We start from the raw sequence: 14,844 nt of genomic DNA on the forward strand, positions 1-14,844 counted from the left end.
CGATGATTAATTTCAATACGATGGGGGAACTCATCGCCATGGCCGAGGAGAAAGAATTGCCAATCCATGAAATCGTGATTGCTCGGGAGATGCATGTGAGCCAACGGTCTCGGGAGGACATTCTCGAGGGGATGAAGCAAAACTGGACGGTCATGCAGGCTTCGATTGAACGCGGTATCCAAAATACCGAGCATTCCGTAAGCGGGCTTACGGGTGGGGATTCGAAGAAGTTGTTTGCAGGCAGGGAAAACGGTTATTTGGGAACACAGGCTTTAGCGGCTGCCGCCTATGCAGTGGGAATCAGTGAAGTCAATGCGGTCATGGGGCGGATTGTTGCCTGCCCGACGGCAGGTTCCTGCGGAATTGTGCCAGCGGCTCTTTATGCCGCTCGGGAGGAACGGCACCTTTCCGATGAGGTGGTTATCAAAGCTCTCTTTACAGCAGCTGGAATCGGCATGGTGGTAGACCAGAATGCTTCGATTGCTGGTGCAGAAGGAGGATGCCAGGCTGAGTGCGGCACGGCAGCTGGCATGGCTGCGGGGGCTCTCGTGGAATTGGCTGGCGGTACGCCTTCTATGGTGGGCAATGCCTGTGCGCTTTCCATTAAGAATCTGTTGGGACTGGTTTGTGACCCTGTGGCGGGGCTGGTGGAGGTGCCCTGCGTCAAGCGCAATGGCTTTGCGGTGGTGGAGGCGATGCTGGCGGCGGATATGACCCTTTCGGGAATCCAGTCGGTGATTCCGGTGGATGAGGTAATCGATGCTATGAATCGCATCGGCAAGGCGTTGCCGAAATCCCTTCGCGAAACCAGCGAAGGGGGCCTGGCCACAACGCCGACGGCCAAAGCGGTGGAACGGCGGATTTACCCGGATTCATGATCCCTTTATCGGATTAAAGTTTCATGAGTTGCTGGAAGATTCGACGAAAATAGTGTAGAATAAGTAGTAATGCGAGATGAATTCGCAAACAATCTATATTATGGAGGGAAAGTCCATGAAGAAAATCGTTCAGATGCTGATCGTTCTTTGCCTGGTGGTGTTTGGCACTCAGGCAGCTTTTGCCAATGCGGATAAGACGACCGTTCAGGATGGAGCCGATATCACGTCAATCAAACGGCTGGCGGTTGCTGCACCACGTTATCAGCAGGTTGATCCGCAGTCGCCGGATAAGGCGATGCTGACTCAGATTATCTTTGATGCCAGCCGGGTATCGCATAGCTATGTGGCATCCTATGATAAGGTAGCTGCTGACATCAAAACGGCATCGAATGTTGATATCAAGTCCTTGGATCGCCGTCAGGCCGCCAAGGTTTTCAAGGAAAATGTCGGCAACTATGCGGATGCATATGTTGTTTTGACGGTGGCCAACAGTGGCCGCACGACGTTCTTCTTTGACGTTTATAAAGCAGGCAGCGACGAGCTTCTGTTCACCTATGAGATTCGTGCCAACAGCAATGAAGGCAATACGGTTGCTACGTATAACAACATGTGCGAGCAGTTCTATAAGCACTTCGAGCGGGCGGCTACGGATCAGTACAAAAACAGCATCAAAAAGAAATGATTAAAAAAGACTTCCCGGTGCGGGAAGTCTTTTTTAATGGGCTAGATAGATTGGTTTGATTTTGGCGGAGGCCGCCGTGCTCTCATCGATGTAGCCGTTGTGTTCCATGGCATCGATGACGATGAATTGACGTTTCTTGGCCATGAGAAAATCGACATAAGGGGAGTAAAGGGAAGGCGCATTGGGGAGCCCTGCCAGCATGGCCGATTCCGGCAGCTGCAGTGCCGAAGGTTTCTTGCCGAAATAGCCTTCAGCTGCTGGCCCTATTCCATAATAATTGGAACCATAGTAAATGGTATTGAGGTAGAGCTCGAGGATTTCATCTTTGCTGTAGTTGGCTTCAAGGTCAAGGGCCAGCAGCAATTCTTCGGCTTTGCGCCCGTAGGACTGCTCGTTGGAGAGGAAAAGGTTTTTGACCAGCTGCTGGGTGATGGTGCTGGCGCCTTCTTCAATCTGACCGTATTGGATGTTGACCAGTGTGGCTCGCATGATTCCCTGGATATCAAAGCCGTGATGGCTGTAAAAGCGGGTGTCTTCTACGGCGACGATGGCCTGCTGCAGGGATTCGGGAATATCGCGTATCTTGACATAGTTTTCGTGATTGATGCGGGCATCAACGGCTCGCTTGATGAAGATAAAACGACTGATGCGGTCTGTCGTGCTGACAACAACCTGCGAATCTGTCTGCTGGATAGCGGGAAGCTGGGCTTCGACCTTGGGCAGGAAGTCGCCGAGATGCTGCCAGGTCTTCGGCGAAAATACCGAGGTGCCGCCAGCTAAGAAAAAGGCGAGGAAAAATATCAAAATGAGTAAAAAGACGAAGCGGAGGAAGCTTATAGCTAACCTTCGTTTTTTTGTTTTTTTCATAGAAATCTCCTTTATTTGGTGGATTGCTCCTTATTATAACACGACTAGCCGGTCTTTTCTCCATCAATTTTTGCAGAAAGGAATACTTTTAGAAAAAACGCTTGCAATAATATACAGGATAGATGTATAATTATAAACATCATTTACAGAGTACGGCAAATAGCGGTACAATAGAGTTGCAGTATCCATTCCAGCAGAACAAAGTTCTAGATATTCGAAGGAGGAACCAGAATGAGAGTCAGTGTCTTAGGCGCTACCGGTTATGCCGGTGCCGAGCTTTTACGCATTCTTTACAATCATCCGAATGCGGAGGTGGTACATATCACTTCTGAAAGTCATACGGGTGAGAATATTTGTGATTTGTATCCTCATTTGCGCGGATTGTATGATATGAAGCTTGAAAGCATGAAGGATATCGAAGCCATTGGCAGTGACAGTGATTTCGTATTCATCGGCTTGCCTCATGGTCATGCGATGGAAGTAGGTAAGGTGCTGGCGGATAAACCAGTTCGCATCATCGACTTGGGGGCGGACTACCGATTTGCCGATACATCAGTTTATGAAGCCTGGTATCATGTGCCCCATACGCATACGGATGCGGTTCGGGTCTATGGCTTGGCAGAACTTTATCGGGAAGATATTCGCGATGCAAAGATAATTGGCAATGCAGGCTGCTTCACGACGGCGAGTATTCTCGCCTTGGCGCCGCTGGCCAAACAGCATTTGATTGATGTGAATACTATCATTGTCGATGCGAAATCCGGTGTATCAGGCGCTGGTCGTTCGGCCAAACAGCCCAATCATTTCCCGGAACTCTACGATAATTTCCGTGCCTATAATGTGGCAAAACATCGCCATACGCCGGAAATTGAGCAGGCCATCACAGATCTTTCCGGTGAGCAGACCGTGCTGAATTTTACGCCGCATCTGGTGCCGATGTCCCGAGGCATCCTGTCTACCTGCTATGCAACTTTGAAGGAAGGCGTATCGCCGGAGCTGGTGGATGCGGCCTTTGAAAAGCTATATGGCAAGGAACACTTTATTCGTCTGCTGGGGCGAGGGGCCTATCCTTCAACGAAAAATGTCCGAGGGTCGAATTTCTGTGATATTGCCTGGCACATTGATGAGCGGACGAACCGTGTAATCATCCTGTCGGTTATTGACAATCTGGTTAAAGGCGCTGCCGGTCAGGCGGTGCAGAATTTTAATATCGCTTGTGGTTTTGAGGAAAATACGGGACTGGATTTTGTTCCGATGTATCCATGATAGAAAGGACTTGTTACTATGTTTTCAGAGAAAAATGTAAAAGCTGGCGTTACGTTCCCGAAGGGGTTTAAGGCTGCTGGTGTCAAAGCTGGCATCAAAAAGAGCGGCAACCTGGATGTGGCGGTTATCTATACAGAGAAGGAAGCAGCGATTGCGGGAACCTTTACCCAGAATGCAGTGGCGGCTGCGCCGGTATTCGTATCCCGAGATGTGGTAAAGACAGGTTCGGCTCATGCAATTGCGGCAAACGCAGGCTGTGCCAATGCCTGCACGGGCGAGCAGGGCATGAAAGATGCCTTGGCTATGCAGAAAATCACAGCTGAGGCACTGGGCTGTGGTGCTGATGATGTGGTTGTTGCATCTACAGGTGTCATCGGCGTGAACCTGCCGATGGATAAGATGGAAAAAGGTATTCAGCAGGCCGTGGCTGAACTGGACGAAAACGGCAGTGAAAAAGCTGGCAATGCCATTATTACGACGGATACTTATTCGAAGGCCTGCGCCACGACGGTTACCATCGGTGGCAAGGAAGTCCGCTTTGGCGCCATTGCCAAAGGCTCGGGGATGATTCAGCCCAATATGGCAACGATGCTTTGCTTTATCACGACGGATGCTGCCATTGACAGCAAAATGTTGCAGAAGGCCCTGTCGGAAATCGTTGAGGTTTCGTTCAATATGATTTCGATTGATGGCGATATGAGCACCAATGATATGTGCATCGTATTGGCAAATGGTGCCGCTGGCAATGCGCAAATCACGGCGGAAGGCGACGATTACGAAACCTTCAAGAATGCCCTGCAGTCCATCTGTCAGGGGCTGGCGAAACGCATTGCTGCCGATGGCGAGGGGGCCACGAAATTCCTGACGGTCAATGTCAAGGGGACGAAGTCCTTTGCCGATGCTAAGACCATTGCCATGAGCGTTGCGAAGAGCCCGCTGGTCAAGACGGCGTTCTTCGGGGAAGATCCGAACTGGGGGCGTGTCATCTGTGCTGTAGGATATGCTGGTGTGCCTATGGACCCGCAGAAAACCGTGGTAAAATTCGGCGGGATTCCGGTTTATGCCAATGGCGTCGGGGCGGCTTTCGATGAAGAAGCCCTGCGCAAGGTTATGTCTGCCCATGACATCGTTATTGATATCGATATGGGGGAAGGTGAAGCCGAGGCTACGGTCTGGACTTGTGATTTCTCCTATGAATATGTGAAAATCAACGGAGAGTATCACACCTGATAGCATGGCAAAGGGGATGAATGGATTTGTTTAAACCAGAAGATAAGGCGGCAATCCTTGTGGAAGCACTCCCGTACATCCAGGAGTTTTACGGCAAGACGATTGTGATAAAATACGGCGGCAATGCCATGATCAACGATGCTTTGAAGGAAAAAGTCATGCAGGATGTGGCTTTGATGAAGTACGTCGGCATTCGTCCGGTCATTGTTCATGGCGGCGGCCCGGAAATTACCGGGTTCCTCAAGAAAGTCGGCAAGCAGTCCTCCTTTGTGGCAGGACTCAGAGTCACCGATGAGGAAACGGTGGAAATTGCCGAGATGGTCTTGGACGGCAAGGTCAACTCGGAGATTGTCAATCTGTTGAATCGCCGCGGCGTCAAGGCCGTAGGCCTGAGCGGCAAGGATGCTGGGCTTATCCAGGCTCGCAAGAAATTGGCTACCGTCTATGAGGGTGAGGAATCCAAAAAGGTGGATATCGGCTATGTGGGGGAAGTGGCGGCGATTCATTCGGGAATCATCGAAGATCTTTTGGATCAGGACTATGTGCCAATTATTGCCCCTATCGGTGTTGGTGAGAATGGCGAAAGTTACAACATCAATGCGGACTATGTCGCTGCAGAGATTGCCGGAGCCCTCGAGGCAGAAAAACTACTGCTGCTGACAGATATTGAGGGGATTTATAAGGATTTCCATGATAAGAGTACGTTTATATCTACCCTGCATTTGCCGGAGGCACGGCAGTATATCAAGGAGGGAATCATTGCTGGCGGCATGATTCCTAAGGTAGAGGCATGTCTCACCGCGCTGGAAAAAGGCGCTGGAAAAACGCATATTATCGACGGACGTCTTGACCATTCCATTATCCTCGAGGTATTTACCGAGCAAGGTATTGGCACGCAGGTTGTCAGATAAGGAGAATACTGTTATGAAAGAAACGGATCAGCTTATTTTTTCGGAAGATAAGGATAATTATCTTCCGGTCTTTAACCGCTATAAGATTGTTCTTGACCATGGCAATGGTGTATATGCCTGGGATAACAATGGCAAGAAGTATATCGATTTCCTGGGGGGGATTGCGGTCAATGTCCTGGGGCATAATTATCAGCCGCTAGTTCAGGCGGTGGCTGAGCAGGCTGGCAAACTGATTCACTGCTCGAACCTCTACTATACCCAGCCACAGGCAGATGCCGCCAGCAAATTGGTTAAATTGAGTGGCCTAGGCAAAGCTTTTTTTGGCAATTCCGGTGCCGAGGCCAATGAAGGTGCTATTAAAATTGCCCGCAAATATGCGCATAACATCAGCCCGGACAAGTCGCAGATTATTACGGCTTGGGATAGTTTCCATGGCCGTACGATTGCAACCCTTACCGCTACCGGGCAGCCCCATTATCACGAAGGGGTGGGGCCGCTGCCGGAAGGATTTGATTATGTTCATTACAACGACATTGACGAATTGGAAGCCATGATGAGCGACAAGACGGCGGCTGTCATGCTGGAGACGATTCAGGGTGAGGGCGGCGTCCATACGCCGGAAGGTGATTATCTGAAAAAAGTCCGCGCCCTCTGCGATAAGTATCAGGCTTTGTTGATTTTTGATGAAATCCAGGCTGGTATCGGCCGCAGTGGTAAGTTCTTCGCCTATGAGAAATACGGTGTCAAACCGGATATTGTCACCCTGGCCAAAGGTCTTGCCGGTGGCGTTCCTATCGGTGCCTTTATCGTTACGGATGAAGTTGCCAAAGCCTTTAAGCCGGGAGATCACGGTACGACTTTTGGCGGCAATCCGCTGGCGTGTGCCGCTGCGAATGTGGTTTTGGAAACGGTGCCTCAAGCAGAGTTCCTCAAACAGGTTGAGGAGGTCGGTGACTACTTCAAGGGCAAGCTGGAAGCGTTGATGAAAAAATATCCAGCCTTAATTAAGGAGGTACGCGGTACCGGATTGATTCTGGGGGCGGAGCTTTCTGGCCCGGAACACGGCCGTGATATCGTCAATGGCTGCCTGGAGAAAGGCGCAATCATCAACTGTACAGCGGGCAAGGTGCTCCGGTTTATCCCGCCCCTTATTATCACGAAGGAACAGGTAGATGAAGTGATGGGGATTCTGGATGAAGTTATGAGTCAATATGCATAATTTTTGTATATGTATACAAAATATTTGCGATTTCCTCTTCACAAGCAAAAAACAAAGTGTTATAATATGCAATAGTGACGGACATAAGTTACAGTAACGGAGGTTAAAGTATGCTGAAAGGAAAAGATATGTTATCCATCCACGATTTGTCGGTGGATGAAGTGCAGGAAATCCTGACACTGGCAAAAGAGCTCAAAGCCAAGCAGAAAGCAGGGATTGAGCATCATTTGCTCAAGGGGAAAACCTTGGGTATGATTTTTGAAAAATCCTCGACGCGTACGCGAGTTTCCTTCGAGACTGGTATGTATCAGCTAGGGGGACAGGCTTTGTTCCTCTCCAACCGCGACCTTCAGCTTGGCCGTGGTGAGCCGATAAAAGATACCGCTCGTGTCCTCTCACGCTATCTTGATGGCATCATGATTCGCACTTTTGGTCATGAGCGGGTGGAGGAGTTGGCCCAGTGGGCGGATGTCCCCGTTATCAATGCGCTGACGGATCTCTTGCATCCCTGCCAGGTGCTTACAGACCTGTTGACGATTCAAGAACATAAAGGCAAGAACCTCAAGGGGCTCAAGATGGCATACGTTGGTGATGGCAACAATATGACCAACTCGTACATGTATGGCTGCGCCAAAGCTGGTATGACCTTTGTGGCGGCAACGCCGGAAAATTATCGTCCGGATGAAACGGTTAGGAAGAATGCCATGGAAGATGCGAAACAGACTGGGGCTTCCATTTCCGTTATCACCGACCCGAAGGAAGCTGTCAAGGGGGCAGATATCGTGGTTACTGATACCTGGGCCAGCATGGGACAGGAAGACGAGCACGAAGCGCGCAAGAAAATCTTTGCTCCCTATCAGGTCAACAAAGAATTGATGGCATTAGCCGATAAGCGCGCCATCGTCATGCACTGCCTGCCGGCATACCGTGGCGAAGAGATAACCGAGGAAGTCCTGGAAGCAAATGCAGATGTCATTTTTGACGAGGCGGAGAACCGCTTGCATACCCAGAAGGCTGTCATGGCATTGACCATGTGCTGATACTCTTATAAAAGCTTCATGTATTGAATGTAAAGGAAAAGAGGTAAATTTCTATGGCTAAGAAACAGATTAAGAAAGTCGTACTTGCTTATTCCGGTGGTCTTGACACCTCCGTTATCATTCCCTGGTTGAAAGAAAACTATGATGGCTGCGAAGTTATCGCTGCTTGTGCTGACATCGGCCAGGGCGATGAACTCGATGCGGTACATGATAAAGCATTGGCATCGGGCGCATCGAAAGTTTATATCTGCGACCTGACGGAAGAGTTCCTGACGGAATATGTGTGGCCGACGCTTAAGGCTGGTGCAGTATATGAGGATAAATATCTGCTCGGCACGTCGTTCGCTCGTCCGATTATCGCCAAAAAACTGGTGGAAATTGCCAAGAAAGAAGGCGCAGATGCCATTGCTCATGGTGCTACGGGCAAGGGCAACGACCAGGTTCGCTTCGAATTGACGGTTAAGGCTTTAGCACCGAATATTACGCTGATTGCGCCCTGGCGTGAATGGGATCTTGATTCTCGCAGTGCTGAGATCGAATATGCCAAGAAACACGGGATTCCTATCGCAACGGATAACAAGAAATATTCCATGGACCGCAATATCTGGCATCTGTCCCATGAGGGTTCTGACCTTGAGGACCCGGCAAATGAGCCGGACAGCAGCATGCTGCTGATTTCTAAACCGGTTGAGGAAGCTCCGGACAAAGCCGAGTACGTTACCATTGATTTTGAAAAGGGTGAGCCGGTGGCTGTCAATGGTGAGAAGCTCGGTGCCGTTGAATTGCTGACCAAACTCAATGAGATTGGTGCCCGCAACGGCGTCGGTGTCGTAGATATCTGCGAGAACCGTCTTGTGGGCATGAAGTCCCGTGGCGTTTATGAGAATCCGGGCGGAGCACTTCTTTACTATGCGCATCGTGAGCTGGAGTATCTCTGCCTTGATCGCCAGACCTATCATTATAAACAGCAGGTTGGCATCCGCTATGCAGAACTCGTCTATGATGGCATGTGGTTCTGCCAGCTGCGCGAGGCTCTCGATGCCTTTGTCAACAGCACCCAGCAGACGGTAACGGGTTCGGTCAAACTGAAACTCTATAAGGGCAACATTATGTCTGCCGGCAGCAAGAGCCCGTATTCCCTCTACAGTCAGGAGTTTGTAACCTTCGAGCATGACGATGTTTACGACCAGGCCGATGCTACGGGCTTCATCAACCTCTTTGGCCTGCCGCTCAAAGTCCGCGCTCTCATGCAGGAGAAAGCAGGAAAATGAGCGAGGCAATGTGGGGAGGCCGGTTCACGAAGACCACCGATGAGATGATCAACGAGTTCCAGGCGTCCATAGGCTTCGACAAGAGAATGTATCACGAGGATATCGCTGGCAGCATCGCCCATGCAACGATGCTGGCTAAGGCTGGTATCATCTCGGCAGAGGATAAGGATAAGATTATCGCGGGGCTCAAGGATATCTTAAAGCAGATTGAAAATGGGGAGTTTGACTTTTCCGTTGACCTAGAAGATATCCATATGAATATCGAAAAGCGCCTGACCGATGCGATTGGTGAAGCTGGAGGCCGCCTTCATACGGCCCGCAGCCGCAATGACCAGGTGGCTTTGGATACGCATATGTATGTGCGCCGTCAGGTAGTGGAGGTCCAGAAGGAGATTCAAAATCTGCAGCAGGCACTAGTCGAGACTGCCGAGAAGTATGATGATGTCATCATGCCGGGGTATACGCATCTGCAGCGGGCCCAGCCAATCTTGTTTGCCCATCATCTGATGGCTTATTTTGGAATGCTATCCCGTGACTTTGCCAGATTTGAAGGTGTCTATAAACGGGCAGATATCATGCCACTGGGGGCCGGAGCGCTGGCGGGGACAACTTTCCCTATTGACCGGGAGTTTGTGGCCAAGCAGCTCAATTTTGAGGCGATTTATAACAATAGCCTGGATGCGGTCAGCGACCGGGATTACATCCTGGAATTTTTGAGCGCAGCTTCCATCTTGATGGTTCATCTGTCGCGTTTGTCGGAGGAGACGATTCTCTGGTGCAGCCGCGAGTTCTCCTTTGTGGAACTTGATGATGCGCACTGCACGGGTTCCTCCATGATGCCGCAGAAGAAGAACCCCGATGTATCAGAATTGGTACGTGGTAAGACGGGACGGGTTATCGGTCATCTGATGGCGATGTTGACGACGGTAAAAGGCTTGCCCCTGGCTTACAACAAAGACCTTCAGGAAGATAAAGAAGGTATCTTTGATGCCATTGATACGGTCAAATTCAGTCTGGCTGTTTATGCCCAGCTGATTCGTGGCATGAAAGTCCGCAAAGAGGTCATGATGACGGCGGTGGCAGAGGATTTCTCCAACGCTACGGATTTGGCTGACTATCTGGTTAAGAAGGGAATGCCGTTCCGTCAGGCTCATGCGGTATCGGGGACGGCTGTGCATAACTGCATCGCTCAGGGCAAATACCTGAAGGATATGACACTTCAGGAATTCCAGGAACTATCCCCACTTTTTGCCGATGATATCCAGGAGGCAATCAGCCCCGAGACTTGTGTGAAGAACCGCAATTCCTTTGGTGGAACTTCATATAAGCAGGTTGAGCTGCAACTCACGGCGGCCAAAGAGCTGCTTGCGGCGGAACAGAAAATCTGCGATGCGGCCCAGAAGGCCCAGGTTAACGTGGAGTAATCATGCCTGGAAGGCATAAATAAACCTTGAAGGAGACTCTGATTTTTAGTAGTATAGAGGTGTATGTACTTCTATATTTCTAAAGATTGGAGTCTTTTTTGATGGATTGGTTGCATAGAGCAGTAAAACCCATGGACGTTCTCATTGCGGCAGTTGGTTTGTATGTTTTTGTGTTTGGAATTAATTACAGTGACATGTCAATCATTGACACAGCCTATGCTGTCTCCTTTGGAATTTGGGGAGTACTGTTCGTAGTTCGTTGCTATATCTGTTGGAAAGGTTCGAAATGACAAAAGCTGTATTCTTTGATATCGATGGGACGCTTATCAATATTCATCGCGGGCGGACCAGTTTGACGGAACCGGTGAAAAAAGCTATTCGCGCTTTGCGGCAGGCTGGACATCATACTTTTATCGCCTCAGGGCGGCCCTGGGCATATCTCGGAAAAGAACTCACGGAGTCCGGACTGTTTGATGGTTTTGTGCTGCTCAATGGTGCAGTAGTTCTGTTAGATGGTCAGGTAATATTCCGTAAGGACTTGCCTTTGGACGTAGTTCGCGCTATTGTTAAGAGAGCAGAGGAGTGTGGTGTTGAGTATATCCTCGAAAGCAATCCTTCTGTTTATTTGAAACAGGAATATAAGGCGCTGGAGGAAGTATACACATCCATCGATATCTCCCTGGATGATTTTGTGCGCCATTACGATGCGAGCTTGGAAGGCTTGCAGATTGGCAAGATTGAATTTCTGTCCGAGACGCCAAATGCCGGCGGTCTTTTTCATGAACTCTTGGCCTGGCCGGGACTTACGGGACTTATCGACCCGACATTGTTAAAATACATGGAACTCTATTCGGCGGATATATCCAAGGGAACCGGTATTCTTGAGGCACTAAAATACATGGAAATTCCGGTGGAGGCAAGTTATGCCTTTGGCGATGGATTGAATGATTTGGAAATGATGGATACGGTCGGCACGAGCCTGGTCATGGGTAATGCTGGCAATGAACTCAAGGCTAAGGCAGATTATGTGCTGCCAAGCGTTGATGAAGATGGTGTAGCGGATGGGATATATCGCTACATCTTAAAGACAATCTGAGGTGTTTTTCATGCGAAAAAAATTAGGACTGATATTGGGGGCTCTGCTGCTCCTTACAGCTATGTTAGCGGGCTGTGGCAAGGCTCCGGATCACTCAGCTTCCAGCAGCCAGCCGGCAGCTGAAACGACTGCTGCTGCGGGAAATCTGGTGGTCAAGATGTTAAACGTGGGGCAGGGAGATGCCATCTTGATACAGTCGCCAGAGCAGACGGTCCTCATCGATACCAGTGACTTGGATGAACGGGATAAGCTGCGTCAGGAGCTTAAAAAGGCTGGTGTCACGAAAATCGATAAGGTGATTTTGACCCATCCCCATGCGGATCATATTGGCGGTATGGATGTGGTGCTTAATGAGTTTGAAGTAAAAGAAGTCTATGACAACGGCATGCCGTCTACGTCGAAGATTTACCTTGGTTATATGAAACAGCTCAAGGCTAAGGGGATTGCCCATAAGGCACTGAAGGCTGGGGATGTGGTAGATTTTGGCGGCGGAGCCAGCTTCCATGTCTATGCGCCGACGGAATCCCATCAGCAGGAAGGCCGTCAAAAGGGGTATAAGCATGACCCGAATAACGAGTCCGTTGTTGGCAAGCTTGTTTTTGGTGAATTTGCCATGATGTTTACAGGGGATGCGGAGAAGAAAGAAGAGGTGCCCATTGTGGGCGGCTTCGGCAGCGATTTGAAGGCGCAGGTATTAAAAGCCGGACACCATGGCAGCAAAACGTCTTCTTCGAAGGAATTCCTGCGGGCTGTTCAGCCGGAAACCGCTTTGATTTCCTGTGGGGAGGGGAATGATTATGGTCATCCCCATAAGGAGACCATGAAGAAATACAAGGCCCTTCAGCTTAAGATTTTCGAAACAGACAAGAATGGAACCATAACCGTTTCGACGGATGGCAAGACCTATACGGTTACGCCAGAACAGGGGGGAGAGCAATGATTTCTGCATACATTGACCGTCTCGAGGGGGATTTAGCTGTCCTCCTGCTGGGAGACGAAATGAAAAAAGTCAATTTTCCCGTTTGTTTCTTGCCGGATGAGGTAGGAGAAGGGGATTATCTGAAGTTGGATATTTCCTATGATAAAGAGGCAACCGAGCAGGCAGAACAGGAAGCCTTGGATTTATTGAAAGAGTAAGGAAAATGAGGAGGAACGATTTCATGAAGATGCTATTCCGCTGGGCAAGATTGGCGGGAGCACTAATTCTGGCAGCTATGGTGCTTTTGCCAGGATGCTCAGAGGCAGCCCGGCATGTACGGAACCATGAGCTCAATTATTTTCAGACGTCGAATGTCAAAGTAGATGGACGGGATGCACTGCGTATCGAAATTGGTATGGATAATGATAAGTTGGAGTACGAGACCAGCGTAAAACCTTATGCGGAGAAACAGCTTATCATCGACTTGGAGAATACGAAGCCCGGAGACCTTCGCAAGACGATTATGCTCAAGAGCAAATTGGCTTCCAAAGTTCGCATCGCCGAGTTGCAGCGCAATCACACGCAAATTCGGGTTGATTTCACGAATCAGGCCGTAGCGGATAACTATCGGATTTATACCCAGGAACGCGACCGCAAGGCCAAAAAGCCGTACCGTCTCGTTATCGATGTGTTGGATAATGGAACAACCGGCGGCAAAGTGACTGGGATAGCTGGCCGCACGATTGTGTTAGATGCCGGTCATGGTGGTACGGACAGCGGTGCTGTCGGGCCTACGGGGGTTATGGAAAAAACGGTAACCTTGGCTGTAACCAAAAAGGTTGAGTCGATTCTTAAAAATTCCGGCGCGCGAGTTGTCATGACGCGTACCCGGGATGTTGATGTTTATGGGCCCAATGATACGGCCAGCCAGGAACTTCAAGCGCGCTGCAATGTGGCCAACTTTGACCCGGCGTCGGATATCTTCGTGTCTATTCATTGCAATTCCTTTTCGAGTCAGGACGCCAAGGGAATGGAAACGTACTATTATGCTTCCTCCTCCCGGGGAAAACGGTTGGCAACCCTGTTAAACGAAGAACTGGAAAAAGCTGGCGGTCTTTTGAACCGCGGCGTTAAGACGGCCAACTTCTATGTGCTAAAGCACACCAATGTGCCGGCATCGCTGATTGAACTGGGTTTTATTTCCAATTACCGGGAAGAGAGACTGCTCAATACCGACAGTTATCAGCAAAAACTGGCTGGTGCTGTGGCGCGGGCAATTGCTCGGTTTTTTAACTAAAAGATGATGGATATGAGGTGATAGAATGAAAAGATTGAGAGTGATCCTGCTGGCTGTTTTAGCAATGACGCTTTTGGTGACGGCAGGTTGTGACCCAAATAATGAGAAAGGCACGCCCGGTGGTTCTTCGGCTTCAATCAGCGGGAACAGCGGTGCTTCTGCTGGCAGTGCAGCATCCTCTGCTGGAACGGAGAACGCTGCGAAAAAAATGAACATCAAAGTCTACTATCCGGACGAACAGGGTATGAAACTCATTGCCGTGAAACGTACGATTAAGGCTGATGGTTCGAATAAATACACAGAGGCAATGAAGTCTCTGCTTCAGGGACCGAGGGATAAGGGCCAGATTGCCGTTATTCCGAAACAGGCAAAACTCAAAAGCGTAAAGGTGAAGGGCGATGTGGCCTATGTCGATTTTAGTCAGGATTTGGTGAAACAGTTTACGGGAGGCTCCACCGGGGAAGAGATGCTGGTGGGTTCCATCGTCAATACCCTTACGGAGTTTTCGGAAATCAAGAAAGTCCAGCTCCTCGTTGAGGGAAAAGAAATCGAGACCTTGGCTGGTCATATGGATCTTTCTAGCCCGATTGCCCGCATGGCAGGTCTTTTGAAGTAAAACTTGATATTTTGACTTTTTCGGTTGGTACGCGCAGAAAACCTTGTCTTTCTGCGCGTTTTATGTTAAGATGACAAGAGTATGGCATACTAGAGCCTAGAGTGGCTTTGGGTTGTCACTACCTAAGA

The 14,844-nt window shown here is 49.6% G+C and carries 15 protein-coding genes; 14 read left to right on the forward strand and 1 reads right to left on the reverse strand.

The annotated features are described in order from the left end of the window. The first annotated feature begins 2 nt into the window (after window positions 1-2). Entirely contained in the window at window positions 3-878 is an 876-nt protein-coding gene (gene sdaAA / locus BLQ36_RS03530; RefSeq protein ID WP_074514004.1) for an L-serine ammonia-lyase, iron-sulfur-dependent, subunit alpha, read from the forward strand. Between the two features lie 115 nt (window positions 879-993). After that, window positions 994-1,560, forward strand: a complete 567-nt coding sequence (locus tag BLQ36_RS03535) for a coenzyme F(420) biosynthesis enzyme (RefSeq protein ID WP_074514005.1) — start codon at window positions 994-996, stop codon at window positions 1,558-1,560. Window positions 1,561-1,593: 33 nt separating this feature from the next. Here BLQ36_RS03535 and BLQ36_RS03540 read toward each other — a convergent pair whose 3' ends face one another. Further along, on the reverse strand, window positions 1,594-2,427 hold the full coding sequence (locus BLQ36_RS03540) for a transglycosylase domain-containing protein (protein WP_074514006.1): 834 nt from the start codon (window positions 2,425-2,427) through the stop codon (window positions 1,594-1,596). A gap of 231 nt (window positions 2,428-2,658) precedes the next feature. On the opposite strand from BLQ36_RS03540, the gene argC reads away from it, so the two are divergent. The 12 genes from argC (at window position 2,659) to BLQ36_RS03605 (ending at window position 14,716) form a co-directional block, all read left to right on the forward strand. Next, complete coding sequence (gene argC / locus BLQ36_RS03545) at window positions 2,659-3,693, forward strand: N-acetyl-gamma-glutamyl-phosphate reductase (protein ID WP_074514007.1); 1,035 nt, start codon at window positions 2,659-2,661, stop codon at window positions 3,691-3,693. Between the two features lie 18 nt (window positions 3,694-3,711). Beyond that, window positions 3,712-4,923 carry a bifunctional glutamate N-acetyltransferase/amino-acid acetyltransferase ArgJ gene (gene argJ, locus BLQ36_RS03550; protein ID WP_074514008.1) on the forward strand — a complete coding sequence of 404 codons (1,212 nt, stop codon included), beginning with the start codon at window positions 3,712-3,714 and terminating at the stop codon, window positions 4,921-4,923. 20 nt (window positions 4,924-4,943) lie between these two features. Then, on the forward strand, window positions 4,944-5,834 hold the full coding sequence (gene argB, locus BLQ36_RS03555) for an acetylglutamate kinase (protein ID WP_412582293.1): 891 nt from the start codon (window positions 4,944-4,946) through the stop codon (window positions 5,832-5,834). Window positions 5,835-5,847: 13 nt separating this feature from the next. Beyond that, window positions 5,848-7,053 (forward strand): aspartate aminotransferase family protein, encoded by a 1,206-nt coding sequence (locus tag BLQ36_RS03560; RefSeq protein WP_074514009.1) that lies wholly within the window; start codon window positions 5,848-5,850, stop codon window positions 7,051-7,053. A 110-nt stretch (window positions 7,054-7,163) separates the two neighbouring features. Beyond that, a complete protein-coding gene (gene argF, locus BLQ36_RS03565) occupies window positions 7,164-8,093 on the forward strand; it encodes an ornithine carbamoyltransferase (protein ID WP_074514010.1) in 930 nt (309 codons plus the stop codon). A gap of 53 nt (window positions 8,094-8,146) precedes the next feature. Continuing rightward, window positions 8,147-9,364: an argininosuccinate synthase gene (locus BLQ36_RS03570; protein WP_033169034.1), complete on the forward strand. Its 1,218-nt coding sequence runs from the start codon at window positions 8,147-8,149 to the stop codon at window positions 9,362-9,364. Next, window positions 9,361-10,788, forward strand: a complete 1,428-nt coding sequence (gene argH / locus BLQ36_RS03575; protein WP_074514011.1) for an argininosuccinate lyase — start codon at window positions 9,361-9,363, stop codon at window positions 10,786-10,788. Before BLQ36_RS03570 ends, argH begins: the two co-directional genes overlap by 4 nt. 286 nt (window positions 10,789-11,074) lie before the next feature. Beyond that, window positions 11,075-11,884 (forward strand): Cof-type HAD-IIB family hydrolase, encoded by an 810-nt coding sequence (locus BLQ36_RS03585; RefSeq protein ID WP_074514013.1) that lies wholly within the window; start codon window positions 11,075-11,077, stop codon window positions 11,882-11,884. A gap of 10 nt (window positions 11,885-11,894) precedes the next feature. After that, the gene (locus tag BLQ36_RS03590; protein ID WP_074514014.1) at window positions 11,895-12,824 is read left to right on the forward strand and encodes a ComEC/Rec2 family competence protein; all 930 of its coding nucleotides are present in this window, start codon (window positions 11,895-11,897) and stop codon (window positions 12,822-12,824) included. Beyond that, window positions 12,821-13,021, forward strand: coding sequence for a DUF3006 domain-containing protein (locus tag BLQ36_RS03595; RefSeq protein ID WP_074514015.1), 201 nt, complete (start codon window positions 12,821-12,823; stop codon window positions 13,019-13,021). Before BLQ36_RS03590 ends, BLQ36_RS03595 begins: the two co-directional genes overlap by 4 nt. Window positions 13,022-13,044: 23 nt before the next feature. After that, window positions 13,045-14,100 (forward strand): N-acetylmuramoyl-L-alanine amidase family protein, encoded by a 1,056-nt coding sequence (locus BLQ36_RS03600; protein WP_074514016.1) that lies wholly within the window; start codon window positions 13,045-13,047, stop codon window positions 14,098-14,100. Between the two features lie 25 nt (window positions 14,101-14,125). Then, complete coding sequence (locus tag BLQ36_RS03605) at window positions 14,126-14,716, forward strand: GerMN domain-containing protein (protein ID WP_074514017.1); 591 nt, start codon at window positions 14,126-14,128, stop codon at window positions 14,714-14,716. Window positions 14,717-14,844 lie beyond the last annotated feature (128 nt).

Source organism: Selenomonas sp. WCT3, from assembly GCA_900100835.1.
In the GTDB taxonomy this organism is placed as follows: domain Bacteria; phylum Bacillota; class Negativicutes; order Selenomonadales; family Selenomonadaceae; genus Selenomonas_A; species Selenomonas_A ruminantium_E.

Bases quoted from the DNA above. Each gene is read 5' to 3' on its own strand.
- sdaAA (WP_074514004.1), top strand. From the start codon at position 3: ATGATTAATTTCAATACGATGGGGGAACTCATCGCCATGGCCGAGGAG.
- BLQ36_RS03535 (WP_074514005.1), top strand. From the start codon at position 994: ATGAAGAAAATCGTTCAGATGCTGATCGTTCTTTGCCTGGTGGTGTTT.
- BLQ36_RS03540 (WP_074514006.1), bottom strand. From the start codon at position 2,427: ATGAAAAAAACAAAAAAACGAAGGTTAGCTATAAGCTTCCTCCGCTTC.
- argC (WP_074514007.1), top strand. From the start codon at position 2,659: ATGAGAGTCAGTGTCTTAGGCGCTACCGGTTATGCCGGTGCCGAGCTT.
- argJ (WP_074514008.1), top strand. From the start codon at position 3,712: ATGTTTTCAGAGAAAAATGTAAAAGCTGGCGTTACGTTCCCGAAGGGG.
- argB (WP_412582293.1), top strand. From the start codon at position 4,944: ATGGATTTGTTTAAACCAGAAGATAAGGCGGCAATCCTTGTGGAAGCA.
- BLQ36_RS03560 (WP_074514009.1), top strand. From the start codon at position 5,848: ATGAAAGAAACGGATCAGCTTATTTTTTCGGAAGATAAGGATAATTAT.
- argF (WP_074514010.1), top strand. From the start codon at position 7,164: ATGCTGAAAGGAAAAGATATGTTATCCATCCACGATTTGTCGGTGGAT.
- BLQ36_RS03570 (WP_033169034.1), top strand. From the start codon at position 8,147: ATGGCTAAGAAACAGATTAAGAAAGTCGTACTTGCTTATTCCGGTGGT.
- argH (WP_074514011.1), top strand. From the start codon at position 9,361: ATGAGCGAGGCAATGTGGGGAGGCCGGTTCACGAAGACCACCGATGAG.
- BLQ36_RS03585 (WP_074514013.1), top strand. From the start codon at position 11,075: ATGACAAAAGCTGTATTCTTTGATATCGATGGGACGCTTATCAATATT.
- BLQ36_RS03590 (WP_074514014.1), top strand. From the start codon at position 11,895: ATGCGAAAAAAATTAGGACTGATATTGGGGGCTCTGCTGCTCCTTACA.
- BLQ36_RS03595 (WP_074514015.1), top strand. From the start codon at position 12,821: ATGATTTCTGCATACATTGACCGTCTCGAGGGGGATTTAGCTGTCCTC.
- BLQ36_RS03600 (WP_074514016.1), top strand. From the start codon at position 13,045: ATGAAGATGCTATTCCGCTGGGCAAGATTGGCGGGAGCACTAATTCTG.
- BLQ36_RS03605 (WP_074514017.1), top strand. From the start codon at position 14,126: ATGAAAAGATTGAGAGTGATCCTGCTGGCTGTTTTAGCAATGACGCTT.